Here is a 25,543-nt window from a genome sequence, read left to right on the forward strand (position 1 = left end):
TTATTCAGCTAAAAAACTAGAGGCACTCGGTAATTCAAAAATTTCTAAATCAAAATACGGAAGAGCAGCAATAAGATGGTCGAAAATATCAGACATGATGTATTCGTAGTTTTCCCAACGTTTATCACTACTAAAAGCATAAATTTCTAAAGGTATTCCTTGTGTTGTTGGAGCTAATTGGCGCGCCATAATCATCATATCTTTATTGACGGCAGAATGATTTTGCAAATACGAATCAATATACTTTCTAAAAATACCCAAATTCGTCAGGTTTCTTCCGTTTAATAAAAGGTCTTTATTGATGGAGTTAGATTCGTTGTACGATTTAATATCAGCCTGTCTGGTTTCCAAGTACGTGCTAATAAGTTGAATCGTTTTTAGTTCTTGTACATCATCATCTGTTAAATAGCGCACGCCACCTTGTTTAATGAAAATGGCACGTTTAATACGTCTTCCATCAGAACTTTCCATACCACGCCAGTTCTTAAACGAATCTGAAATAAGCGCATAGGTTGGAATGGTCGTAATGGTTTTATCAAAATTCTGAACCTTTACAGTCGCTAAATTTATTTCAATCACATCACCATCGGCTCCATATTTTTCAAAAGTAATCCAGTCGCCAATGCGTACCATATCATTAATAGAGACCTGAATACTGGCAACAAAACCTAAAATAGTGTCTTTAAAAATTAAAATAATAATCGCCGATGCGGCACCCAAACCGGTTACAAAATGTATAAAAGGTGTTTTTGTAATAAGCGCAATGGCAGAAAACACACCAACTACCCATGCAAAAATCATGAATACTTGTATGTAACTATCAATAGGTTTGTCTCTTAAGCTTGTTAAAGTTTTAAAGTAATCTTTAAGGGTGTTAAGAATACTGCGTACAATCCATAAAGTTAAAATGATGGCATATACTTTTAAACCACGTTCCACGACCATTTCAAAACCAGGAAAATCATAAAATACATCTGAGATAAACTCTAAAGCCACCAATAAGGGCGTGATGTGGGCAATGTTTCTGGGTACTTTATTTTTAACTAATAAATCGTCAAAATTGGTTTTAGATTTAGAAGCAAATTGTGAAAACACACCAATAAGCACCTTTCTAATAATAAAATCTATGATAAAAATAACGAGTAGCAAAAGAATGATAAGTCCTAATACATTCAAGTATTTTGCACCTGTTTCAGTCAAGCCAAGCGTGAGTAGGTAATCGTATATAAAATGTTTTATTTTATCCATTTTTAAGAGATTTTAAATACTTCTTATCAATATAAAAAGTACCAAACGGAATTATAGAAGCGATCACTATTTCAGCAAACTGTTTCGTGTTCCAGTGAGATTCCTTTTTAAGCATAAACGCCATAATAATATAGCCAATAAATAAAATACCATGCGGCATACCTAGTAATTTTACGTATTGTGGGTCGTTTAAAAAGTACTTGATAGGTGTTGCGATAAATAATAATAAAATATATGAAACCCCTTCTAAAAAGGCTATAGCTCTAAATATAGTAACGAATGAAAACATAGAAATTAAATTTGTGTGTAAATGCAGATGTGATTGTGCTTTTTAAAAAGCGTGAAAAATAACGATGCCATAAATTAAAAACCGTAGTAACCGCAGTGAACCGTAAGCCACTACATTTCTAAACGGAAAATCGATAATACCAGCAGCCATACAAGAAATTGAAAAGGGCAGAGGCAATAGGGCGCCCACCACAATTAAAAAACCGCCCCATTTTTTAGAGTTTTTAAGCTGTTTTGCCATTTTAACTTCTAAATAATTGTGCACTTTAGGTATTTTAGTAATAACATGGCCAATATAATACGAAACTAAACCACCAGAATATGATAATAAAGCTAACACCGCAAGGTATAACCAGGGCGCATACATTTTACCAGCCCAAGCAATAAAAATTTCGGGAGGGACCAAGCCCAAAATGGTTTCAGAAACAAAAAAGAAAGTAAGTACGCCATATGCAGGTAGTGTTTCAGTCAGTTTAACTAAAGCCGCATTGATATCATAATAATGATTCACCACATAAATAGCCGCAACAATAAGAATAATAAAAGGCAGCGCCTTTTTTACAGCTTGCCAAACAAAACTGTAAAAACCCGTATAGCTGTAATACTGATGCAGTAATTGCCAGCGTGATTTTTCTGTTTTTGGTTTCGGCTTTTCTTTCATAAAACGAGTCTTATTTGGGAGCACAAAGATACTTCAAATAATATGTTTAATACCACCAGTGAACCAATTTTAATATTATTATAACATATGGAGAATGTTATGCTTATGGCATAAAAAAAGGTCACTTATATAAACATATAAGCAACCTTTTAATGGATTAATTAATCAAGGGATTTTTTTACTCATTCGATGCCATAAGAGCAAAGAATTTATTGATATTTGGTAAAATAACAATACGGGTTCTTCTGTTTTTAGAACGATCTTCTTTGGAATCGTTACCAGCAACAGGTAAGTAACTACTTCGTCCCGAGGCAATTAATTTTTCTGGAGCCACACCATAGCTGTCTTGTAATTTTCTAACTACAGATGTTGCACGTAATACACTTAAATCCCAGTTATCTGCGATTTTAGGCGTGTTAATTGAACGCGCATCTGTATGGCCTTCAACCATTACTTCAATACTTGGCTCTGAATTAATAACGTCTGCCAATTTTTGTAGTATGTTGTTTGCTTTATTGCTAATACGGTAACTCGCTGTGTTGAATAACATTTTATCTGAAATAGAAATCATAACCACCGTTTCATCAATATCGATAGCGATATCTTCATCTTCGTTTAAGTTACTGTTAGCGAACGATTTTTTTAAGTTGTAAGACACGGCTAAATTCATAGAATCTTTTAGAGTCGTAGCTTGTCTTAATTTATTCGGGTCTACCTTAGTTAAGGTATGGCGCATTTTCTTTTTTGTTTCGTTAGAAATGACTGCCACATTACCAACAGATTCCATTTTTACGTCGTTTTCTGCTGTTAATGTATTTATTTTAGTATTGAAGGCTTCCACACGCGCTTCAATTTTAGCAAACTTAGTTTCAAGTTCTTCTTTTTCAAATTGTGTTTTAGTTAAAGCACTTTTTATTTGACCATTTTCATGTTCTAGAGCGACATATTTTTTCTTTGAAACACATGCTGTCATAAAAATAGTAGCCAAAACTACCAACGATACTTTCCTCATAATATAATTTTTAACTGTTTACTATTAATTACGGGGAAAAGAAGGTTCTAGATTATATGGATTTTAATAATTTGTAAAATATTATGTAATCCATTGTAATAGAAGTGTTTGTAGAAAGTCTATTTTACATAATATTAATTATAGTACAAATGTTATCATTCGGTTATTTAAGACAGAAGTCCATTTGATAGCTATAATGTAGTATTATGTAAAATATCCCAGAAACATTGTATTCCATTACAGTAATACGAACTTGGGTCATTAAACTAATAAGCGGTTTGCTTCGCAGCGTTTATAAAACATTTGTATCTATAATTTGTTGTTATGTAAAATAGCCGCTACCAAGCACTCGATTGCTTTTATAAAATCAAATTGCTTATTGCAATTTATTTATAACACAATTATCCATCGCTTGCCAACGCCAAAATAAAAGCTAACCTTTTTGCTCTTATTAAAAATCGCGTATTCGATAAATAAGATTCTAACCATTCATAGTTCTCATGAAATCTTCTTCTTATTTCTTTATTTTCAATATCTTGATTTAATCTCTCAATAAAACCTCGTATTTCATATGAAACCATAGTAACTGCTTTAATTCTATGCAAAGGTAAACATTTCCATTCCACACACATTACTATGCTTCCCTCCTAAGTCGTCGCATAAAAAGTGTGCCATTAACATTGTAGAAGAGGCTTTTAGAATAATTTTTTTTAAGTAATTGTAGTAACAACTTTCGCTTTTAGCATACTTCAATTCCAATCATAGTTAAGTGAAAAAATATAACATCTTTAAGATTCTCAATTTTAGCCATAATAAACCAAAAATATAGCTTAAAAGACCTGCTTTTAGTTAAAAAGAATGACTAAATTTATCATCTAATTTAGCTTGTAAAGTTGTATAACTCTACAATTTGGATAATTAATTTATTATTAGGATAGCCATCGTTATGCATTCAGAATCACTTGAACTAGATATAGAAAAATACTGTCGGTTTTGTAACCCACCAGATAAGAATAGAATACTTTTTGAATCTGACAATTTTTATGTTATGCTTTCACTAGGCCCTATCGTTGAAGGTTATCTTTTGATATGCTCCAAACAACATTTTGAGTCTTGCAGTAAAATTCCAAAAAAATATTCGACAGAATTTGATTCTTTAGTAAGTGCTGTTAAGCAAATTCTTATAGAGACATATGGAAGCTGTATATTTTATGAACATGGAAGAGCAGGATCTTGTTTATCTTTTGGTGAAGGAAGCAAACATTGTTATCATGCTCACATGCATTGTGTACCTGTGAATGTTAAATTGAGTAATTTAATTGAAGGAACATTAAAGCCAATCAAATGCAATTCTTTTGATGATTTTAGAGAAAATTGTAATAAATACAATGAACCCTATTTGTTTGTGGACGATGGAGAAAAATATATTTACATAGTCGTTAAGGATATCAGGAGACAATATTTAAGATATTTGACGGCAGAAGCTATTGGAAAAAAGGGCTTATGGAACTGGGTTGAGCATCAAGGTTGGGATATAATAGATCGTTCAAAAAACAAATTAAAGCCATTGTTTAATTCTTTAAGTATTAAATATGGCAATTAAAATCTATAGAAAAGATATTGATGCAATTATTGATAGGAGTATTAATGGGCTTAATGAGAACTTTCGGGTTATAGATAATCATTCTGGTTGGCATCAAGAATTAGGCTCACCTAAAATTGGTAATATTGCAAATGCTCAGGCTTTACTTATGTTACAGTTTTGCGATAAGCAATTTTCTAATAAACGAGATGTTCTTAACACCTTGAAATCAACACAATTTAGTGAGGAAGAGCCTAATTTAAAAGGTGGCTGGTCATATAAGACTAATCTAACGACCCTTCCAACAACTGAGTGTACAAGTTGGAGTCTTTTAGCTTTAGGTCAAGAATTTAATCGAGATGATCAGGTAATACTTAACGGAATTGATTGGCTTTTAAAGAATCACATAGATGTATCTAAGGATACTGGTTGGGGGTGTATTAAAGATGATATATCTAGAACCTATGCAACATGTTTAGCTTTAAAAACTTTAAAAAAACTAGGTAAATCAATAGCTCCTGAATTTGAGCGAGGCATTAGTTGGTTAAAATCAAGCGTGAACAGTGATGGTGGTTGGGGTGTTTCAGATCAGGGTGACTCTACAATTACACATACTTCCCACGCAATAATAACCTTAATCGAATGTGGTATTAATAATAACAGTGATATTATTAAAAAAGCATGTCTATGGCTATGTACTAAATATAAAGAATCTGATAGTTGGAATTCTTCTCCTGCAGCAGGCCTTACTGAAAAAATGAATATTGGCGATAAAAGAATTTCATATCATCACTACTCTTTACCATGGGCGTTAGTAGCTTTACTAAGTTGCGGCAAATTACACTCTCCAGAATTTATAAAAGGATTTAATGAATTATTAGACCTTGAAGATAAGGGTAATTGGATTCATCCTTTTTTAATAGATAATAAGCATTTTACGATATGGTCAAAACATGATGCCCTTTATGCAATTGCACATTTACAAGAGTCGTGCCCTAATTGGCATGAGGTTAAGCATATTAAATTGAATAAGAACACCGTAACATTTAGTTCGACTAATAGTAGGTTTAACTTTAGTTTTTTCGATTTCTTTAATAGCAATGAAACCGAAGAAAAACCTCAAGAAAAGAAAATTAGAAACCCAAGGCTTTGGCCTTTATTAGCTTTACTTTCTGGTGTAGTGGCTATGTTCATCGCAAATTTTCTTAAAAAGAATCCTGAATGGATTTTTGAGACCACTGTTGGAATTGTTGTAATGATAATTGTTTTGCTTTTTAACCCCGTTAGAAGATACATTAAAGCTTTTTGGACAATTGTAACTATTGGTTTATCTATTGCGCTTATACCTGCGATGGAATTAAAGACCAGTATTAATACCTCTGATTTTAATGGATTCAAGAATCTTTTCTTCAAATTAATTATTTATGAACCTCACTGGATTGTATATGTAGTATTATATTTGATTCTTGGCTTAATAGCTGTTTACTGTTTGTACTTAGACAATAAGCATAGAAACTAATCAATAATTTAATTGATTAGGATTAATTTATTCACTTGAAATAACTTAATGCATATCAATTACTAATCTAATCATTTATAACAATTATATTAATATTTTATATATACAAAAACATTCCACACACATTACGCTTCCCTCCTACGTCGTCGCATAAAAAGTGTTCCATAAACATTTACTTCTCAGATATTAAATTATGAAAGTGTAATATTTAGTCTAAACAATATTGTTTTTTAACTCTTCTTCCAAGAGTCTTTTATAATCTTTAGTAATTTGTTAATACCAGACGTTCCTCCCGAAAGTACTGCAGCAGTAAAAAGAATATCGATATACGACAGTATTTTATGATTAATACCTTTATTAGTCATATCGATAAAATCACTCAAAATAGTAATACCAGTAATAGCTAAAACTAGTCCAGCTGCAAAAGCAATCATTCTAACATGTGATGATCGTTTCTCATCAATCTCTGCAATTTTATCTTCTGCTGTTTGTTTGGTCGTTGAAAACGTTGTGAGTTGTGTGTTTAAACTCTTTACTGAATCCATTGTAGTAGCTTTGCTTAAGCCATATAACTGCTGACTTAAAATCTCTTTATGTATTAGTGCTTCATTATCTTTTACAATAGAAAGTGCATTTAGAGCTTGTGTCCTACTTTGGATGTCTATTTCATCTTGTGGAAAAAAGACTTCTATTAATTGATCTAGCAATGCACCAACAATAAACAGTTTTGCAAAAACACCACCTAATAATTCTAAAGTATCTCCAGTTTGCCAATCTAATGCAGGAAGATCACCTTTGTAGCCAATAATAAATACTAAGGTAATGGTTAGAAATGTTATTAAAAGCCACCAATATTTTTTTAACATCTTCATAATTCTAATTTTAGTTAGTTAATATGTACTAAATTATTCATTTACGGTTAAATTGACATTCATTGAAACGACTTCATTATTTTCATTTGTTGTCAACGCTCTTATGGTTACAGGTATTGTAGTATTAATATCACCAGTATCTGTATGGAAAGTAATATTCATTTTTCCGTCTTGGTCTGTTTTAGCATTATTAAGACCTGTAAATCTTCCAACCTCTATTTCTTCATCTAAAACAGTTTGAAACGCCTTAAAATTGGCAGGAGTTCCTACACTTACTAATCCGTTATTTCGCAATAAAAATGTACTTAAAGTTACAGATGATGGCTGAGTAACTACTACAGTAGATGGTTCAATGATAATATTATCTGCAAAGGCCCTATTTGTTTCTATAGAAGCTTCTGCAAAGTAATTTGTGGAATTTGTAGAAACCTTTGCATTAAAAAACATTGGCTCTACTATATTTGGAACTTTTAAAGTTATCGTGGCTACGCCATTTTCATCAATAGGACGAGACGCAGTCGCTCCTGCTATTCCAAGAAAATCTCCAGAAGATTTATTAAATTCAATGGTTTGAATATTATCATTGGCATCAGCAGATATACTTGCTTTTAAAACAATCAATGATTCACCATTGGCTAAAACAGAAGCAATAGACTCGTTATCATCATTCTGTATTTCTAAAGTTATGATGTTTCCATCAAAACTATCATCATCATTATTGCATGAAAAAATAACAAGTAGCATAAAAAGTATAAGAGTATAATATTTCATAGAAGTTTTATATAAAAGTTTGTAAATTTCTTAATGCTATTACTGGTTCCCACCAATATTTGCCTTTTTCACTGTTTTCGGGATATATATCTCCATGTTTATCATCTTTTATGCTTACATCAATAACAATCGGTAGTTCTGGTGTAGAGTTTGAATCCTTAAATTTTATTTTATCACCAAACTCTTGAGAAAAGTTATTTGTTTTATTATTGAAAGAAATTTCTATTTTACTACTTCCATCTTGAAATATATAAATATTAGGATGTCTTAGTGCACACATTATTTTTCCATTAACTGGACCTGAATGACTTGGATCCATTTTCACTAATATTCTTATCCTAATACTTTCGGATGATATTTTAGTGCCTGAAACTGAAGAATTAAACATTAATATATTATTAACTGGACTGTACGATATGCGGTTGAATGTTAGGTTGGCTGACATAATTTATTCTGTTGTGTTTAATATTTTTCCAACACTACCAAGAGCTTTTACTATATCTAAATCTACAGATAGTGATATTGTGGGTGAAACTTTAAATTTTTGAGTATCTATTAATGGATTTGAATTAATTTCATAATGCATTAATGCACCAGTATTAATTCTAAACGTTCTATTTAATCGCCAACCAACTCCAGTAAGTAAGCTGTTTTTTCCAAATAACGGTTTAAAATTGTCTGGTTTATCTGTTATGAGCTGAGCAACTCCTATATAAGCACTAAATCTTTTAAAAAACTCATCCCAACCTTCTAAATCTGAGAATAGAGCTTCTCTATTTACTGGTTTAAAATAAAAGTTTGTGCCCTCATAAATAAACATACTTTCTAAAGAAAAGGCATAAACTAAACCTAAATCTATGCCTATATATGCATTTTTATCTGCTGTTAAATCCATATAAATAGCTTCTTCTATTGAAATGTTATCCATTATAAAAGTATCATTCAATATATTGGGTATAGTAGCAGATAGTTTATCTATTTGAGCTGATTTTAATTCAATTTTCATTAATTTTTCTAGCAGAATAGAAAAATCAGCTCTTATTTTCTTAATTTGAGTTATTTCAGATTCTGTAAGTATTGCATTTTTTTCATCATTAGTTATATTTTTTGATACTATTTTATTTAAAAATGACTCCAATAATATGATAGAGTTTTTATCTAACTTACTCCCTGGAACAAGAGTTGTTCCAACTATTTTATAATTTCTTTTAAGTACAGCTTTTAGATTATAATCAAAATCATCAAAGAAAAATGAGCCAAAATCTTGCATAGTTAGTGTTTCATTTCCAACAGCAGATGCATTTACCTTTGAAGCTAGTATATTCGTTAATTTTTCTGATGGTTTAATATCTCCATTTACTATTGTAAAAATTTTACTAATAATACTTGCGTCTTCATCTATTGATTCAAATACTCGTTCTATAGTGTTTAAAACATTTGGCTCTAACCTTTGATTGATTTCTATTGATAAATCTCCCAATTTGTCAATTGTAGGATATAAATAAGACTCATATAATGGTAAATTAATATTAACTAAAGTTCCATCAGAATTATAAAAATCATCAGCTTTTGCATATTTCCTTATTATCTTTTTTAAATCAGCTTTAAATTCACTAACAGTAGTATTTGAGACATTTTTAGGGTTTGCAAACCTAGATTTCACTAGTTTGAAAGTTTCCGTTTTTAAATTTGTTTGCTCTGTATCGTCTAACTCTATTTTTTTAAAGGCAATGAAATTAAATTGATAGGGTACATTAGGATGTAGTGGTTTTATTGCCTCGGGAAATACAGCAACTCCAACCGATTTTTTAATTCTCAACGCAAATGAATCGCCATTAAAATAATGCCAAGATTTTTTATCATCAGGATTTATTTCATAATTAAAATGAATAGAATCATATTCGGTTTTAAAACTTTCAAATTTAAACCTTTGATCGAATAGTAATACTGTAGCAGTTGCTTCAGTATTAATATCAATTTTTATTAGTGGTGTTTTTTTTGTTTGACTATTTATTATGTTTACACATAATAGTAATAGAGTCATTAATATGACAACTGTCTTTTGCTTCATAATTAATAAAAATATATTTAAAACTATTTATTAGTAATAATTCTATTGCTATTAAAAGAAACTTGGGAGATAGTTTTTTGCTATTAGGGAAGTAATTTCATTAAATATATAAAAAAATATTTGCTTTTCAAATTATTCTTTCGATTAAAAAACCAATACCTATTTAATTCAAAGCAAGAAAATAATAAACTTATTACTATAATACTCATTCCACACACATTTCACTTCACTCCTATCGTCGCTTCGTAAAAACAGTGTTTCATTAACATCGCAAAAGAAACTTTTAGGAATAAATTTTTTTTGAAAAACTGAAGAAGAACCTTTCGCTTTTAACCAAAGCTCAGGTTACATAACGCAGAACATTATAGTACAAATGTATAGTGATTTTTGTATAGCCGTTTTTCAGGCTATTTACACATAATTGTAGATATAGTGCCTTTAGGTCTATATCGTCAACAATTATGTTAAAAGAAATTACGGCTTTGAAACTTGTAGTTTATTTGATAGCTATAATTCAATATTATGTAAAATATCCCAGATACATACAATTTCATTAAAATAATTGGAACTTGGGTCATTAAACAAATAAGCGGTTTGCTTCGCAGCGTTTAAAAAACATTTGTATCTATAATTAGCCGTTATGTAAAATTGCCGCCTACAAACGCGCTATTGCTTTGTAGAAATAAAATGCTCTGGCATTTTTTTCTACACACAATTGTCCAACGCTTGCAGACGCCAAAAAAAGCTAAGCTTTTAGGTTTGTTCAAAATTCACGTATTTGAGGATAATCCTGCAAGATTTTTTTCTGCGTGATTCTCGTGAGGTTGACGCAAAAGCTTAAAATTTTAGAAATAAAAATTTCTAAAATCATGACTGCATATAATTTTGGAAACAATTACGACTCGTTGCACTATATTTTAGTCTATTTAGTGTTAAGAAAATGTACAGTGTACATTTTTAGCTAAATACGATTTAAACCTCTTAGTTACTTGAGTGTTGTATCCAATTACAATCATCCACAGGATAATTGCATTCGTATAGCCTAAAATATTACGCTCCACTCAACTATTGTTTTACCAAAATTTTATGAGGTCGATAATGCTAAATATTATACTTTATCCAAAATCATAACCAATAACTCCCAAAAAATCTGGGTTGAAGAAATTTGCAAACGTTCTTCTGGTGAATGAGCACCTCTAATATTTGGACCGAAAGAAACCATTTCCATGTCAGGAAAAGTCCCAGATAGAATACCACATTCTAATCCGGCATGTATAGATTTTACTTGTGCTTCTTTATTGTGTATTGTTTTAAAACAACTTTTAGCTGTAGTTAGCAAGTTACTATTGGGTTGGGGCTTCCAACCAGGGTAAGGTCCTACTTCGTTTACCGTAGCTGAATTATAAACATCTTTTATTTTTGCTACTAAAACATCTCTTTCTGTATCTACAGAACTACGTGTGTGACATGCTATATTATAATAACCTTCTTCTAAATTAATCTTCGCAACATTGTTAGAAGTTTGTACCAATTCTGACATACCCTTTGTAAATGAGTAAACGCCATGTGGAATTTCTTGTAAAGCTTTTAAAAACTTTGTTTGAGCATCTTTTTTAAGTACACTATACTGTTTACTGACTTTGTTTAATGAAATAGATAATTCTTTGTCAGTTTTTGAAAATTCAACTCGTATTTGTTCTTGAATTTTGCCTATTTCTTCTACAATATTATAGTCTGATTTAACAGCAATTATCGCATTCCCATAACGAGGAATTACGTTGGTCAATGTTCCTGAATTAATTTTTGCTATTTGGGCTTCTAGTTTATTTAAAACAATTGCTAGAACCTTAATGGCATTGGCTCTGTTGAGATGAATATCCATTCCTGAATGTCCTCCTGTTAATCCGTCAATTTTTATTTCGAAAAAATTATAGTTTTCATCAAGGACTTCTGTAGGTAATGTTTCCTCAATTTCAACATCAACTCCTCCTGCACATCCAATTATAATTTCATCTTCTTCTTCAGTATCTAAATTCAGTAAAATACGTCCTGATAATTGATTTCTCTGAATGGCCTCTGCTCCTGTCATACCAACCTCTTCATCAATAGTAAACAAAGCTTCGATTTGAGGATGCTCAATAGAAACTGATGATAATACTGCCATAATTGCCGCTACTCCAATACCATTATCTGCGCCTAAAGTGGTTCCTTTTGCTTTTATCCAATCTCCTTCAATATACATTTGAATACCTTGAGTTTTAAAATCAAAATCTGAATTCACCTCTTTTTGATGCACCATATCTAAATGCCCTTGTAACACGACAGTAGGACTATTCTCTTTTCCAATAGATGCTGGTTTTTTGATAATAACATTACCGATTCTATCTGCAATAGTTTCTAGTCCTAAAGCATTTCCGAAGTCAACCATATATTCAATGATTTTTTCTTCTTTAGTTGATGCTCTTGGAATTTCGTTAATAGCATCAAAATGTTGCCAAATTGTATTTGGCTTTAAATCTTTAAATAATTCGGACATTTATTTGATAATTTTTTTAAGAATGATATAAAGCAGAAACCCAACGATAAACGAATCGAAGAATGATATGGAAGTTAGAGTTATATAATCGTAGGCTCCTAAATAAGCAATGACACAAGCAACAACCCAACTTATAATCGCAGCAGCATCAAAATGAGGCAAACTGTCAAAATCTTTTAAATTGTAGTTTTGTTTTTTTATAAAAAAGAAATCGGCAATAAAAATAGCCGATACTGGTGGAATAAAAATACTAGATATGTTTAAAAAATCTATAAAATAAGTAGCAACTCCAAACAATGCTAGTATCGTTCCAAAAATACTCGCAGCGATACCTAATTTAAAATCTTTCGTTTTTGTAAAAACGGTAGCCAATGTTAACTGTGTAGAATATAAATTTGCAGTATTTGTGGTCCATGTAGAGAAAATAAGAATAAATAATGCAGGTATAGTTAAACTTAAACCAATCATTATTTTCATAATATCTATTTCTCCTGTAATTAAACTTGGTATTCCTCCAGCTAATAACACTAATGGAAACCCAATAGTTAAACCTAAAACAGCTATTAAACTATCCTTGTCAGTTCTTGCAAATCGTGAATAATCTGGCATTAAAACAGGCGTTAAGATTACCATACCTACCACTGCTGAAATTGCTTGTACAATAGTCATGCTATTGTCCCCATCAATATTTAACAAACTACTTATGCTATTCTCACTTGTGGCTATATACAGCACATAGATGACGAAAATTATCATTAACGGTACAGCGATTGAAGAAAAGCGTTCTATAACCCTAAAACCATATATAGATGTTAGCGTCATTAATACACTACCAATAATAATTCCAGTTGATAAAGGAAAATTAACATCTAACAACTGTTTAAAAGCATCTGTTAATGCTTGTCCAAAAATTTCTACAGTAACAGCATACCAACCTAATAGTGTTATAGCAACTAAAATATTAATAATCTGCGTACCTTTTTTTCCGAAGGAAAAATGAAGCAACATATAGGTAGATAATCGTGTTCTATTTCCTATAATGGCTGTAATGCCACATAAAACACTTAAAATAATACAAACACCAAAAAAAACCCATGATGCATTTGATAGCCCAATCGCTTGGGTAACTTCAGAACCCACAAAAAAGACAGGAAGTGTAACACCAATGCCAACAATTATAGAAGCAATTTGAATGCCTTTTACTGTTTTATCTTCAGGAACTTTTGTTCTAGAATAGTCAACAGGTATTTTTGGTGGTTTTACCTTGCTCATTTCTATTTATTTATCAGTTTTTCTGCTGCATCTTTTATTTTATGATGTGAAAATACACCTTTTTCAATAACTTGAATGTCATCAAAATAAAAGTCTACCTTTTCTACTACACCATCAAAATGCGAAGTTGCTGGCTGCCCTAAAGGTGGCATATCTATTGGACTTGTATGTCCAAAACCAAAATCTACGCCTCCCCAAATACGTTCATCTTCTACAATTTCATAACTTAATTCTCTAACGCCAGGATTGGCACCAATCATCATATGAGAAATTTTAAACATATTCTCTTCATTAAATTTTTCTACATAGTCTTTTAATAAATGTCCTTTGCTACCTTTAAAATCGGTAATCTTTCCATCTTTCATTGTAAATTCAACGGTAGAACTATCTGATAAATCAGCGTGCATTATCATATCAAAAACTATGGTTCCATTCATTGTTCCCCATTTCGGAACGATGTTTAAATAACCTGGTGCAGTCATGAATTTTGGTTTAGAAAAATCGCCATCGTCCAAATCTAAAGGGAATTTTGGTTCAATTTCAAAAGAAACATTTGTGCCATTAACAGACGTAATGGTTACTTTTTTAGCGGCTGAAGCCATATCTTTTAATCCATATAAAAGTGTAGCCATATCTGTAACTTCATAATCACAAAACACACGTTCTAAAGATGGAATTGTAGATTGTGTAATTGTTAAAAAACGTAATTTTTTGTTTACATTCATTACTGTTTCCCAGATATCTGAATATAATAAAAACGCATAATTAGTTTCTATCCAAACATCTACATTAGAAAGTGCAGCTGTTAATGCTTCTGCTGGCCAATCCATAATTCCTGCTTGACCATTGTCTCTGGCTTGTTTAAATTTTAATACTAACGGCTTTCCTCCTACATTAATAACTTCGGCAAATAAGGCATCTACTAAACCAGGTTCAGAATTATTATCTTCTGTTATCGCTATTGTCTCTCCTTTTTTAATTTGAAACATATCTATAAGCCTTTTGGCTACTTTTTCTTTTTTATCCATCTTGATGTCTTTTACATTATTACAAGAAAAGGGAAGCTTTGTATATATTCCCTTTTAATTACTAATCAAATTATTAATAAAAAATCAACACTTACTTAAAAATCAATTGAAGCGGTAACACCATAAGTTGCTGGCATTCCTCTCCAAGCAAAATCATCAAAGCCACCAAATAATGCACCTGATACATACTCGGTATAATATTGTTTGTCTAGAATGTTTTTGCCCCAAAATGTAAATTTCACTTTTTTGTTTATTGACAATATTGCTCTTGCATCTAATAATTGATAAGCATCAGTTGTAGCCCCAACATCATTAAGTTCATTCCAATATGTTTTACCAGTACTATTTAGATTAACAATGGCGGTAAACCCCATTTTCTTATTAATCTTAAAACTTGATTCAAGCCCAACATTAAAGTTATTTACTGGAACAAAGGGTGTTTTCTTACCATTAAAAGCATTCAAATCTGTAGTAGTACCATCTACACCACCAGTTGTACCACCTTCTGTAATTTCAGAATCTACAAAACCGTAATTAGCGAATAAATCTAAATACTTTGTAAGTCTTACTTTTGCATCCAATTCAAAACCAATAATTCTACTTTTATCATAATTATAGTTTCCTGCAAAAAAAGTATTTAAGTCAAATATATATTGTTGTTGATTCGTAAAATCTGTATAGAATGCAGAACCATTTAAGATAAATCTATTTTCCCACCAAGAGGTTTTAAAACCCACTTCAAAGTTATCGGTAGTTTCATCTTCAAATCCTCTATTAAATTTATCTGTCACTGCAGGGTTAAAACCACCCGTTCTATAGCCACGACCGTAATTGGCATAGATTAGAGCGCTTTTTGTTGCTTGGTATGATAAAGATAATTTTGGTTGCAGAATACTATTGGTTCTTTTAGAATTTTCATTTGCCAAATTATCTTGCTGTTCAAACGTGTCATTATCATATCTAAACCCAACAGCAGCTGTTAATTTGTCTGTGATTTTATAATCTGCAAACCCAAAAAGAGCATATGTTTTGGTAGTATTTATAACATCTGCTGCAACACCATAGTATAATTCAAAATCAGTAAAATCTCTACTTAAACCATCTTGAAAAAATGGCTTTTCAATATTTTGATAAAAACCACCTGCTTGCCAATTTAATTTAGAATCTGAAGCCAAGTTGTTTATTCTTATCTCTTGGTTAAATGTTTTTGTTTCGGCAGTTTCACCTTGAGTAAAATCATCAAACGGTGTGAAATCTAAATCTCCAGAAAGTGATCTGTCAACATAATTATAAGATGTAATGCCTTGTAGTTTTATTTTATCTAGGGTGTACTCCATATTAAGACTACCAAACAAATTTTGAATATCTGATTTTCCAGATTCATCGTGTGAAATAATATTATTTCCACTTTCAGGGTTCGGATTTAATGTTCCTCCAGGTGCTCCATCAACAAAAACATTTCCTGTTGGGTTAACAGAATAACGCGCAGCTCCTGCACTAACATCCATCGTTTGGAATGTTCCAGTTATTTTAAAATTTTGAGATAAACGTGCTATCAATTGTCCTCTTAAATTAAAGTTTGTTTCAAAATCTACTTTTTCATTTAAAAACTCATTAGTCAACAAACCACCAAAATCTTGAACTTGTGTAGAGAATCGATAGTATAATTTATCTTCTACAAGTGCTCCAGTAGATACAAACTTTCCTAAAATAGAATTTCCATTTCCATAACCTAAAGTAACATTATGTCTTGATGTATTAGTGGGCTCTTTTGAATAAATATTAATGGCACCTCCAATTGCGTTTTTACCATACAAAGCTCCTTGAGGACCTTTAACGACCTCAATTAAAGCCAAATCGAATAATTCTTGATTCAATAAACTTGGGTCTGGAATGGTAACTCCATCGATAACAAAGGCGACAGGTGCATCGCCATTCCTGATTTGTGGAATACCTCTAACCGTTAAAAAATTGATACCAGCAGATTGCGATGAGTTTAATTTTAGGTTAGGTACCAATTTCGCGAAATTAGATACATTATTAATACCAGCCTTTTCTATACCTTCACTATTTAAAGCCACAACCGATTCTGGAACCTTCTGTACAGACTCTGTACGTTTACGAGCTTGACCAACAACACCAGCAAAACCCTTAATTACAACTTCGTCTAAAGCGGCAGCATCTTCTGCCAACGTTATATTTATAGTTTTTTGTTTGCCAATTGTCACTTCTTGTATTTTAAAGCCAACATAAGAAAAAACTAAAACAGCATCAGAAGACGATACAACTATTTCATAGTTACCATTAAAATCTGATGTCGTTCCATTGGCTGTTCCTTTTTCAATAATATTTACACCTGGTAATCCATCGATGTCATAAGACACCTTTCCAGAAATAGTTACCGCTTGCCCTAAACCGATAAAAGGAATAAATGCAATTAAGAATAAGATTTTTTTCATCTTTTAAAGAGTTATTAAGTGAGTGTTAGGTATTTATTTTCAGTTTGGAAATTACCAAATTGATTATTAATTATAATTATTTATTATTATTATTAATATTTTTAATATTTTTAATAACATTTTTAGGAATTTATGAAAGAACAAGAATCCACTTCGCTATTGTTAACTGATGATTATTTTGAAAAACTACTTAATGCAATTCATGACACCTACATTAAAAAACATAAATTAAAACGCTTGCCGAAATCATTTCAATTATATGGATATGGTAATTATAATGAACAAGAACCTAATTTGAAGGAAGATTTTGAAGCTATTAATATTAGCAACGATTCCGTAAATGGAAAGTACTTATATGATAAGGCAAGAGAACACTATAAAGGGAAGCCTATAATCAAACTTAACACTTACTATAAAGAGCTTATTTTCAAATATTTAAATTGTAAAAACGCTATAGATTTCATAGACAATCAAAATTTGGATGATGATAAAAGAGAGCTGCAATTAGCTTTGATATTTGATAAAAAAAGTAACGAAACCTTCTATTATCTAAATTATTACTTTGGTGAAGACAATACCATTATTAAAGGATATTCGATTATTTCCAATAACTGGAAAAAAATTCAACATACTTTTATTTATAGAGACAGTGACGGTGCTATTAAGGAGTTATATAATTATGGTCGCATTAATCGTAGAGAAGATACACTTCACATAAAAACAAAAACTTTACTAGATGGCAAAATGGTTGAAGGCGATAACGAAACCTATTATATTGGTCATAAAGACCCATCAAATATAAATTTTCTAGTGGGCACATATACATCTTATGATATTTACACTAATACAGTAGCTGGTAAAATTATACTGGAAAAATGTGAATCAAAAGAAATTATGGAGGAGAAATCTAAGAATATAAATATTCCGTCATACATCGCTCAAGAAATACGAAACCAACGCATAACAAATCCCGCAATAGTACCACAGCATTACTTGGAGCTCTCTGAAAATAGTCCCTATTCATCTATTTATGGAAAATTACCAGGCACATACACATTAAATTTTAGTTCTTTAGAAGATTTTAATGAGATTATTAAATTTAAAATTCTTCAATCTAACTATAAAATAGTTCCAATAAGCGAAGACGTCTATTTTGAAAATGACACCTTAGAACTCATGAATAAAGGCTCTATTGTTCATTTTAGTTTTCGATTTGCGGGTATCATATCTCTTGATATGGTTGATGTATATTTCAAATCTTATTATATAAAAGAAGATAACGAAGTTCATAATGGTGTTTTTAGTGGCATCGATAATGAAAACAGATTGGTAAGTGGACAAGTTTCAATTAGATATTCTCCTCATAGTTTATAATCCATTCCACACACATTACGGTTCCCTCCTACACTTCGGCAGGCTCAGTGACCGCGTCGTTTCGTAAAAAGAGTGTTCCATTAGCATTTTAGAGAAAGTTTTTAGAAAAAAAACAAGAAAAAGTAGTAATTCAAAATTCGCTTTAGCCAATTCAAAGTTACATAACTCGGGCCATTATAGTACATTTTATAACAATTAGCGAAATTGCTATTGGGCGATATTTGACATAATTACAGATATAAGGTCTTTAGACTTATATCGATAGTATATAGTAGATGAAGTTTTAAATACATTATATGGTTTAGCACTCTCATTTTTATTTAAAAAATAAGACCTCTACTTATTGGCTCATAAGTATGTTAATTCTCACGATAATTTTAGTTTTTATTCTTTTAGATAGTATATTAGCTAATCAATTGTCATCATACCATCTATGAAATTTCATATTACTCCTACTGTTTTTATTTTCTTTTTAAGCTTGTTAGCTACTATGGGCTATTCTCAAAATATTTCTAAAAAAATTACAGGAAACGTTTTTGAAGCGACGAGCAACCAACCCATAGAATACGCTACCATTGCCATAGTTCAAAATGCTACAGGTAAGCCTATTACAGGAACCATAACTGACAGCAACGGGCTTTTTACCCTAGAAACCAATGCTACAGACTTTTATATTGAGGTTAGCTTTATGGGGTATGCTCCCCAAGTATTTAGAGATTTTAAGCTAGTTAAAAATAAGATTGATTTAGGACTTATTACCCTAACCGAAGACCTGAATACCTTGGGTGAAGTGCTTGTGCGTGCGGAAAAATCGCAAACTGAATTTAAACTGGATAAACGCGTGTTTATTGTGGGGTCGGACATCAGTTCAACAGGTGCTAGTTCGTTAGAAGTACTGAATAGTGTGCCTTCCGTGAATGTGTCTATTGAAGGCGTAATTAGTTTACGTGGTAGCCAAGGGGTTCAAGTATTGATTAATGGAAAACCTTCGGTGCTGGCTTCTGCCGATGGGAATGCTCTTGGAACCATTACTGCAGATATGATTGAAAGAATTGAAGTGATTACAAACCCATCGGCTAAATATAATGCCTCTGGTACCGCTGGTATTATAAATATTGTGATAAAAAGTTCAGAAAAAAGAGGTCTTAACGGGGCTGCTTCCTTAAATGCCGGTGTGCCAAACAGTAATAGTTTTGGTTTAAGTTTAAATAAACGAACGGAAATGTTCAATTTATTTACCCAACTCGGATTTGGAAAAAGAACTTTTAAAACCAAAAGTAAATCTACAAACAAAGATTTTGTTAACGATTCTACCATAACAAATAACGAGCGAAGCACTTTTAATGAAAAATTTGGGAGTTTACTTTTGGGTACCGATTTTCATATTAACGACCGAAATGTATTGACGCTTTCTGGAACTTATGCTTTTGAAATAGAAGATCAATTGGCTAACTCTTATTTTGATAAATTTTTTGAGGAAACCACCCGAACGGATAGTTGGTTACGACAAGATAATACCGAAGCAACCAACCCAAAAATTAGATACGAGTTGCAATATAAAAAGGATTTTAAACGGCATGAAGACCAAGATTTATTGTTTAGTGCTTTAGGAAATAGCTTTGCCAAAGACCAAAAATCGATATATAATAACACCACCTCTTTTGGTGATGAGCCAAACACCTTACAAGAAACAAGGACCGATTATAAATTGGAAGATTTTACTTTTAAACTCGATTACACGCATCCTTTTCTAGAAAAATACACGCTGGAAACGGGGTCTCAGTACGACATCAATAACGTGTCCAACGATTTTGAAGTGCGCGATTTTATTAATGAGGAATGGATTAGCAATCCTGATTTAACCAATGTTTTTAATTTTGACCAAAAAGTATTTGCGCTTTATAGTACCATGGCTTTTGAGGATGATGTTTGGGGATTAAAACTAGGCTTACGACTTGAAAGCACCAACTTAACAACGGAGTTAAAAACAACGAATGCGCTTAATAAAAAATCGTATGCCAACTTCTTCCCGAGTGTCCATACCTCTTATAACATACATGATAATTTTTCGTTACAGTTGGGGTATTCCAAACGTATTAGCAGACCGGGATTAAGGCAACTAAACCCTTTTAATAATATTAGAAACAACTATAGTATCTCTAGAGGAAACCCCGATTTACAACCAGAATACACCGATTCTTTTGAATTAACAAGTATTCACAAATTAGAAAAAGCATCATTGAATTTCAGCCTTTATAACAGATATACGACAGATGTTGTTGAAAATATTATAAGTTTTGAAAACAGTATAAGTACCTCGCAACCCGAAAATATTGGTACCAGCAACACGGTTGGTTTTGAGTTTAATAGTAAATACACTTTTGCTAGATGGTTTACAGTTACAAGCGATTTTAACATCAATTATTTTAACAGAAAAGGTGAATTCGAATTAGAAATTTTCGACTTTAAAGGTACTAGATGGACAACGAGCCTTACTTCAAAATTTAAATTACCTAAAGAGTTTGATTTGGAAGTGGCTGGTAATTATAATTCTAAATTTGCTAGTGTTCAAGGTGAAATATCAGATAACTTTTTTGCTGATATGGGCGTAAGAAAAAAGATTTTAAAAGGGAAATTTATTCTGAATTTAAGTGTTCGCGATGTATTTGCAACCCGCGTTGACGAACGTATTGTTTCACAACCTACCTATTACACATCAAACAGCTCTAAACGCGGTAGGTTTATTGTTTTTGGGGTGAGTTACGCTTTCGGAAAAGGGGAAGCCATGGAGTTTTCCGGACAAAGGTGATAGACTGTTACGTATTTGTATTTAATGCTTTAGGTTTTTCTCTAATACTTCCGTTTTTGCTTTAATCTAGAGTAATCACTTTATTCTTTAAAACCCACTTCCCATCGACTTCCTCACTGAATGTCACTGTAATTCTATTCACGCCTGTTTTTTTAAAAACGTCAATAAGCTTCATGTTTTTATGAACGGAGGTATTAATTACAATAGGATCGGCGAGTAAAGCTCCATTAGATGGATTAAAAACATAAAGGGTCTTACTTGTAGGCTTTATATCCCAAAAACCAATCTCGTCGGCACCGTCGCTATTTAGATCTTTAAGGTTTTCTAGTTGCGATTGGTATGCCCCTTTTATTGTGATGGCCTTGAGATCTTTATTACTAAATAGGATAACACTGTTGCATTCTCCTTTGCATGGTATGGCATCACCGTTTTGGGTATTCCTAGCAGATTCTATTTCTGGAGCCATTACCGTAGCATAGTCTGATAGACCGTCCCCATTAAAATCGCCAAACAGTTGCCTGTTTTTAGAGAGAATCCCATTATTTTCGCGCGCTTTTGGAAAAATGGGTGCATCTATATTTTTCGCGGTTTTAGATAGGCCTTCTCGAAGTATTCTGAATTTACCATTTTTAAGCGTCAAGGAAAGATACGAGGGGTAATCGGCTTCTATTCCCTTGTATTTAACTTGTTTGATGAACGTTACTAAAAAGCTCCCCTCCACTTTCGTGATTTCTAATTGGTCGTTAAAAATACGCTGTGTATAGTCTGGAAATTGTTGAAACAGTACATCCTTATCTTGCTGTACTTGGTCTCTAGTAAACTCTTTTTCGTAATAGGTTACTACATCCAAATAGTAACGATCTAAGTAAGGTGACTTTATTGGTGTATGGGCAGCGTTCCATTGTTTTACAAAAGTACGCACCTCTTTTTCACTCTTAGGATTAACCTCATTGCAACCAATTAATAGTAAAACAAGCAGGCATGAAAAAAGGGAAAGGTACTTCATAATGGGAATGTCATTTTAGCTTTAATATGAATTTTAAAGATACATGTTTAATTATGGATAATCGAATGGATAATTTATAATTAAAATAAAGATAAAGGCACAGGTGACATCTCAAAATAAACTGAAACAAACAAAAGCTCTTTATAGTATGGCCATTCATTAGAAATTGACTATCTTATAAAAACTCTTAAATGGAGGCGCATACTGTTCTAGTATGTTGTTGAATTGAATTTCTCTTTAGAAAGTTTCATCTCAGTTCTAAAAATTTCGCTGTACATCCTGAATTTGTTAAATGAAAGACCTTCTATCAATCTATTTAGAAATTCGAACTCATTTCCAGGTTGATAAACCTACTATTAATAAGTTGGATAGAAAGCGCTATCAATTATGACGCGCCTCGTGATGGGGTGATTACAAATAAAATTAATTAGTTAACAATTAAAACTATAAAATTATGATGATGTGGTTGATATTTATACCATTTGTGTTTGTATTGGCAGTATTTCTGTACAACAGACGAAATAGACAAAGTACCGTGAAGGACGAAAAACCCATGGATATTCTGGACAGCCGGTTCGCAAAGGGTGAACTATCTAAAGAAGAATATGAAGAACAAAAAAGAACATTAAATTTTAAAAATTAAAAACTATGAAGTATTATTTTAATAAAACAATCAAAGGCACTTTTGAAGCAGTTATAGATAAGGTTACTCTAGGATTAAAAGAAGAAGGTTTTGGTATACTAACAGAAATTGATGTAACAGCAACCTTAAAGGAAAAACTGGGTATAGACTATAAAAAGTATAGAATTCTTGGCGCTTGTAACGCTCCCTATGCGCATAAAGCTTTGCAAGCAGAAGACAAAATTGGAACGATGTTACCTTGTAACGTGATTGTGCAGGAAATTGAAGATGGCGTTTTTGAGGTAGCGGCTGTAAACCCAATGGCCTCGATGCAAGCTGTGGATAATGAAAAGTTAAATAAAGTGGCTGAAGAAATTACAGCTAAGTTAGAGCAAATCATCAAAAACCTTTAAAATTTTAAAAAATGTTTAATTAATCACATTTATTTTAAATGATGGATTATACAGTAGTTACTCGTGATTTAAATATTGTTAAATCCCCCCAGTCATGTTCTCATCACCCAAAGGAAGCGCTGTTTTATTAGGGTTCTTGATAAAGTTGTACCTTAAAATAAGCTCTGTAGAGTTTCCGTTGTACTTTTGTAACTTTGAGGTTTCAATCTCATAGGCAAAGCCTAATAATAGTTTATCAGTAACCTGAAACGCAGCCATAGCACTTAAAGTGGCGTCCCATCTATAGGCTACTCCCAAAGTAATATCATCGTAAAATAAGAAATTGGCAGATAAATCTAACTGTAAAGGCGCACCATCTACCACTTTTAGTAAAGTTGATGGTTTGAAATCTACATTTTTATTTAATTCTATAGAATAGCCTGCAAGTAGGTAATAATGTGGTTTTTCAGAAACATAAGTACTTTTATTATCCTCATCTTTTAGGAATTTTTTAGAATCTAATATTCCTGGAATACTAAAACCTAAAAAGAAGTTATTGGTGTAATAATAAGCTCCAAACCCCATTTGAGGTGTAAAATTATTGCGATCACTAATAGAAGCATCTTGGTCACCCGAAGATTCGGCACCATTATTTAACCTGTTACTATCTATACTCATAAGCTTCCCTCCTGCCTGAAGACCAAAAGATAAAATAGAACGCTCTGAAACAGGGACTTTATAACTGAAATTCGCAGCAATATAGGTGCTTTGTGCAATAAATATTTTATCATTTGTAATGTTTAATCCCAAGCCAACATGGTCTCCAAAAGGCGCATGCATCGAAATAATCTGAGTTTTTGGTGCGCCTTCTAACCCTGCCCACTGGCTTCTGTGTAAGCCTAATAAACTTAATTGATTTTCTGTTCCTGCATAAGCGGGATTAATACTTTGTGTGTTATACATATACTGGGCATACTGTGGTTCTTGTTGTGAGAACACATGAGCACTTCCTAACAGTACTAAGAGTAGAATTGAATAACGTGTAATTTGACTTCTCATAAATTTAAACAGTCTATTTAAAAATTTATATATTAATTTCTATTGATATAAATAGGGCCAGCATCACTAATGGTCTCTCCCTCATCATTTACAAAATTTAAAACATAGTAATAAGTACCTTCTGGTAATTGGGCATCTTTGTTGATGGTGCTTCTGCCATTAGAAATTCCTGTAAATAGCTTGTCGCCTGTTCCATAACCATTTGCACTATATACTACAACGCCCCATCTATTAAATATTTGTAATGTATTATTAGGGAAAAATTCTAAGCCTTTAAATACTAAATGATCGTTGACGCCATCACCGTTTGGCGTAAAAATATCGAACACCACTAGTTTTTGTCCTTTAGGTACAAATGCTATTATTTCTAAGTAATCGGGAATGTTATTATTGTTTTTATCACCCAATTCATCTCCGTTTATAATGTCATCGTTATCACAATCTAGTGCAAGCCAATATTCAGAGACAAAATTTAAATTCTGACTCTCATAATTAAAATCACAAGGATCTAAAGGGTCTGTTTCTTCTAAGAATTCCAAACTATTGGCAACACCATCGCCATCAGAATCGTTATTCGGATCGGTATCATCTGCATCTAATTGATCGACTACGCCGTCATTATCAGCATCGGCAGTGTTCGATTCTAAAGCGTCTATTTTGCCATCACCATCGGTATCCGTAGTGCCTTCGGTACCATCGTTGATGCCATCACCATCGGTGTCTGGGTTTAGAGGGTCGGTGCCATTGGTGGCTTCATCAGTATCAGACACGCCATCATTATCATCATCGGTATCGGTAGCATCACTAATGCCATCATTATCGGTATCTAGAGGTTTTGAGTTTGGATCCATCGGATCACTACCAGCAGCGGTTTCATCCGCATTTCCATAACCATCACCATCAGAATCGTTATTCGGATCGGTATCATCTGCATCTAATTGATCCACCACACCATCATTATC

The 25,543-nt window shown here is 32.1% G+C and carries 21 protein-coding genes; 6 read left to right on the top strand and 15 right to left on the bottom strand.

Annotated elements, in window-relative coordinates; all coding sequences use genetic code 11:
* From Q5N74_RS04445 to Q5N74_RS04460, 4 genes are all read right to left on the bottom strand, one after another.
* Window positions 1-1,248, bottom strand: a complete 1,248-nt coding sequence (locus Q5N74_RS04445) for a mechanosensitive ion channel family protein (protein ID WP_304387512.1) — start codon at window positions 1,246-1,248, stop codon at window positions 1-3.
* Window positions 1,241-1,537: a DUF3817 domain-containing protein gene (locus Q5N74_RS04450; RefSeq protein WP_304387514.1), complete on the bottom strand. Its 297-nt coding sequence runs from the start codon at window positions 1,535-1,537 to the stop codon at window positions 1,241-1,243. Before Q5N74_RS04450 ends, Q5N74_RS04445 begins: the two co-directional genes overlap by 8 nt.
* Window positions 1,538-1,579: 42 nt before the next feature.
* A complete protein-coding gene (locus Q5N74_RS04455; RefSeq protein ID WP_304387515.1) occupies window positions 1,580-2,197 on the bottom strand; it encodes a YqaA family protein in 618 nt (205 codons plus the stop codon).
* A gap of 178 nt (window positions 2,198-2,375) precedes the next feature.
* Entirely contained in the window at window positions 2,376-3,209 is an 834-nt protein-coding gene (locus Q5N74_RS04460) for an OmpA family protein (RefSeq protein ID WP_304387516.1), read from the bottom strand.
* 946 nt (window positions 3,210-4,155) lie between these two features.
* Here Q5N74_RS04460 and Q5N74_RS04465 point away from each other — a divergent pair.
* Entirely contained in the window at window positions 4,156-4,812 is a 657-nt protein-coding gene (locus Q5N74_RS04465) for an HIT family protein (protein WP_304387517.1), read from the top strand.
* Entirely contained in the window at window positions 4,802-6,310 is a 1,509-nt protein-coding gene (locus tag Q5N74_RS04470; protein WP_304387518.1) for a hypothetical protein, read from the top strand. The genes Q5N74_RS04465 and Q5N74_RS04470 overlap by 11 nt, the downstream gene beginning before the upstream one ends.
* 230 nt (window positions 6,311-6,540) lie before the next feature.
* Here Q5N74_RS04470 and Q5N74_RS04475 read toward each other — a convergent pair whose 3' ends face one another.
* The 8 genes from Q5N74_RS04475 to Q5N74_RS04510 form a co-directional block, all read right to left on the bottom strand.
* Window positions 6,541-7,182: a hypothetical protein gene (locus Q5N74_RS04475; protein WP_304387519.1), complete on the bottom strand. Its 642-nt coding sequence runs from the start codon at window positions 7,180-7,182 to the stop codon at window positions 6,541-6,543.
* Window positions 7,183-7,215: 33 nt separating this feature from the next.
* A complete protein-coding gene (locus tag Q5N74_RS04480) occupies window positions 7,216-7,953 on the bottom strand; it encodes a hypothetical protein (protein WP_304387520.1) in 738 nt (245 codons plus the stop codon).
* 7 nt (window positions 7,954-7,960) lie between these two features.
* Complete coding sequence (locus Q5N74_RS04485; RefSeq protein WP_304387521.1) at window positions 7,961-8,341, bottom strand: hypothetical protein; 381 nt, start codon at window positions 8,339-8,341, stop codon at window positions 7,961-7,963.
* 60 nt (window positions 8,342-8,401) lie between these two features.
* Window positions 8,402-10,024 carry a hypothetical protein gene (locus tag Q5N74_RS04490; protein WP_304387522.1) on the bottom strand — a complete coding sequence of 541 codons (1,623 nt, stop codon included), beginning with the start codon at window positions 10,022-10,024 and terminating at the stop codon, window positions 8,402-8,404.
* Between the two features lie 1,108 nt (window positions 10,025-11,132).
* Window positions 11,133-12,560, bottom strand: a complete 1,428-nt coding sequence (locus Q5N74_RS04495; RefSeq protein ID WP_304387523.1) for an aminoacyl-histidine dipeptidase — start codon at window positions 12,558-12,560, stop codon at window positions 11,133-11,135.
* The gene (locus Q5N74_RS04500) at window positions 12,561-13,832 is read right to left on the bottom strand and encodes a cytosine permease (RefSeq protein WP_304387524.1); all 1,272 of its coding nucleotides are present in this window, start codon (window positions 13,830-13,832) and stop codon (window positions 12,561-12,563) included.
* A 2-nt stretch (window positions 13,833-13,834) separates the two neighbouring features.
* The gene (locus Q5N74_RS04505; protein WP_304387525.1) at window positions 13,835-14,860 is read right to left on the bottom strand and encodes a hypothetical protein; all 1,026 of its coding nucleotides are present in this window, start codon (window positions 14,858-14,860) and stop codon (window positions 13,835-13,837) included.
* 95 nt (window positions 14,861-14,955) lie between these two features.
* The gene (locus Q5N74_RS04510) at window positions 14,956-17,319 is read right to left on the bottom strand and encodes a TonB-dependent receptor (RefSeq protein ID WP_304387526.1); all 2,364 of its coding nucleotides are present in this window, start codon (window positions 17,317-17,319) and stop codon (window positions 14,956-14,958) included.
* A gap of 132 nt (window positions 17,320-17,451) precedes the next feature.
* Between Q5N74_RS04510 and Q5N74_RS04515 the strand changes: the two genes are divergently transcribed.
* Together Q5N74_RS04515 and Q5N74_RS04520 are read left to right on the top strand one after the other, a co-directional pair.
* Complete coding sequence (locus Q5N74_RS04515) at window positions 17,452-18,693, top strand: hypothetical protein (protein ID WP_304387527.1); 1,242 nt, start codon at window positions 17,452-17,454, stop codon at window positions 18,691-18,693.
* Between the two features lie 433 nt (window positions 18,694-19,126).
* Window positions 19,127-21,502, top strand: coding sequence for a TonB-dependent receptor (locus tag Q5N74_RS04520; RefSeq protein WP_304387528.1), 2,376 nt, complete (start codon window positions 19,127-19,129; stop codon window positions 21,500-21,502).
* A gap of 61 nt (window positions 21,503-21,563) precedes the next feature.
* Here Q5N74_RS04520 and Q5N74_RS04525 read toward each other — a convergent pair whose 3' ends face one another.
* Window positions 21,564-22,508, bottom strand: a complete 945-nt coding sequence (locus Q5N74_RS04525) for a hypothetical protein (RefSeq protein ID WP_304387529.1) — start codon at window positions 22,506-22,508, stop codon at window positions 21,564-21,566.
* Window positions 22,509-23,061: 553 nt separating this feature from the next.
* Between Q5N74_RS04525 and Q5N74_RS04530 the strand changes: the two genes are divergently transcribed.
* Entirely contained in the window at window positions 23,062-23,151 is a 90-nt protein-coding gene (locus Q5N74_RS04530) for an SHOCT domain-containing protein (protein ID WP_304387539.1), read from the top strand.
* Between the two features lie 5 nt (window positions 23,152-23,156).
* A complete protein-coding gene (locus Q5N74_RS04535) occupies window positions 23,157-23,543 on the top strand; it encodes a DUF302 domain-containing protein (protein WP_304387530.1) in 387 nt (128 codons plus the stop codon).
* A gap of 78 nt (window positions 23,544-23,621) precedes the next feature.
* On the opposite strand, the gene Q5N74_RS04540 is transcribed toward Q5N74_RS04535, so the two are convergent.
* Both Q5N74_RS04540 and Q5N74_RS04545 read right to left on the bottom strand, forming a co-directional pair.
* On the bottom strand, window positions 23,622-24,581 hold the full coding sequence (locus Q5N74_RS04540; RefSeq protein ID WP_304387531.1) for a type IX secretion system membrane protein PorP/SprF: 960 nt from the start codon (window positions 24,579-24,581) through the stop codon (window positions 23,622-23,624).
* 32 nt (window positions 24,582-24,613) lie between these two features.
* The coding region (locus tag Q5N74_RS04545; protein ID WP_304387532.1) for a gliding motility-associated C-terminal domain-containing protein at window positions 24,614-25,543 on the bottom strand (930 nt) is incomplete at its 5' end.

The organism is Mariniflexile sp. AS56 (assembly GCF_030552475.1).
Classification (GTDB): domain Bacteria; phylum Bacteroidota; class Bacteroidia; order Flavobacteriales; family Flavobacteriaceae; genus Mariniflexile.

What these genes read in the sequence shown, in the direction of transcription:
- Q5N74_RS04530 (WP_304387539.1), top strand. Translation starts at nt 23,062, where the DNA reads ATGGATATTCTGGACAGCCGGTTCGCAAAGGGTGAACTATCTAAAGAA.
- Q5N74_RS04525 (WP_304387529.1), bottom strand. Translation starts at nt 22,508, where the DNA reads ATGAAGTACCTTTCCCTTTTTTCATGCCTGCTTGTTTTACTATTAATT.
- Q5N74_RS04460 (WP_304387516.1), bottom strand. Translation starts at nt 3,209, where the DNA reads ATGAGGAAAGTATCGTTGGTAGTTTTGGCTACTATTTTTATGACAGCA.
- Q5N74_RS04465 (WP_304387517.1), top strand. Translation starts at nt 4,156, where the DNA reads ATGCATTCAGAATCACTTGAACTAGATATAGAAAAATACTGTCGGTTT.
- Q5N74_RS04455 (WP_304387515.1), bottom strand. Translation starts at nt 2,197, where the DNA reads ATGAAAGAAAAGCCGAAACCAAAAACAGAAAAATCACGCTGGCAATTA.
- Q5N74_RS04475 (WP_304387519.1), bottom strand. Translation starts at nt 7,182, where the DNA reads ATGAAGATGTTAAAAAAATATTGGTGGCTTTTAATAACATTTCTAACC.
- Q5N74_RS04505 (WP_304387525.1), bottom strand. Translation starts at nt 14,860, where the DNA reads ATGGATAAAAAAGAAAAAGTAGCCAAAAGGCTTATAGATATGTTTCAA.
- Q5N74_RS04490 (WP_304387522.1), bottom strand. Translation starts at nt 10,024, where the DNA reads ATGAAGCAAAAGACAGTTGTCATATTAATGACTCTATTACTATTATGT.
- Q5N74_RS04470 (WP_304387518.1), top strand. Translation starts at nt 4,802, where the DNA reads ATGGCAATTAAAATCTATAGAAAAGATATTGATGCAATTATTGATAGG.
- Q5N74_RS04480 (WP_304387520.1), bottom strand. Translation starts at nt 7,953, where the DNA reads ATGAAATATTATACTCTTATACTTTTTATGCTACTTGTTATTTTTTCA.
- Q5N74_RS04445 (WP_304387512.1), bottom strand. Translation starts at nt 1,248, where the DNA reads ATGGATAAAATAAAACATTTTATATACGATTACCTACTCACGCTTGGC.
- Q5N74_RS04485 (WP_304387521.1), bottom strand. Translation starts at nt 8,341, where the DNA reads ATGTTTAATTCTTCAGTTTCAGGCACTAAAATATCATCCGAAAGTATT.
- Q5N74_RS04500 (WP_304387524.1), bottom strand. Translation starts at nt 13,832, where the DNA reads ATGAGCAAGGTAAAACCACCAAAAATACCTGTTGACTATTCTAGAACA.
- Q5N74_RS04540 (WP_304387531.1), bottom strand. Translation starts at nt 24,581, where the DNA reads ATGAGAAGTCAAATTACACGTTATTCAATTCTACTCTTAGTACTGTTA.
- Q5N74_RS04515 (WP_304387527.1), top strand. Translation starts at nt 17,452, where the DNA reads ATGAAAGAACAAGAATCCACTTCGCTATTGTTAACTGATGATTATTTT.
- Q5N74_RS04535 (WP_304387530.1), top strand. Translation starts at nt 23,157, where the DNA reads ATGAAGTATTATTTTAATAAAACAATCAAAGGCACTTTTGAAGCAGTT.
- Q5N74_RS04495 (WP_304387523.1), bottom strand. Translation starts at nt 12,560, where the DNA reads ATGTCCGAATTATTTAAAGATTTAAAGCCAAATACAATTTGGCAACAT.
- Q5N74_RS04450 (WP_304387514.1), bottom strand. Translation starts at nt 1,537, where the DNA reads ATGTTTTCATTCGTTACTATATTTAGAGCTATAGCCTTTTTAGAAGGG.
- Q5N74_RS04510 (WP_304387526.1), bottom strand. Translation starts at nt 17,319, where the DNA reads ATGAAAAAAATCTTATTCTTAATTGCATTTATTCCTTTTATCGGTTTA.
- Q5N74_RS04520 (WP_304387528.1), top strand. Translation starts at nt 19,127, where the DNA reads ATGAAATTTCATATTACTCCTACTGTTTTTATTTTCTTTTTAAGCTTG.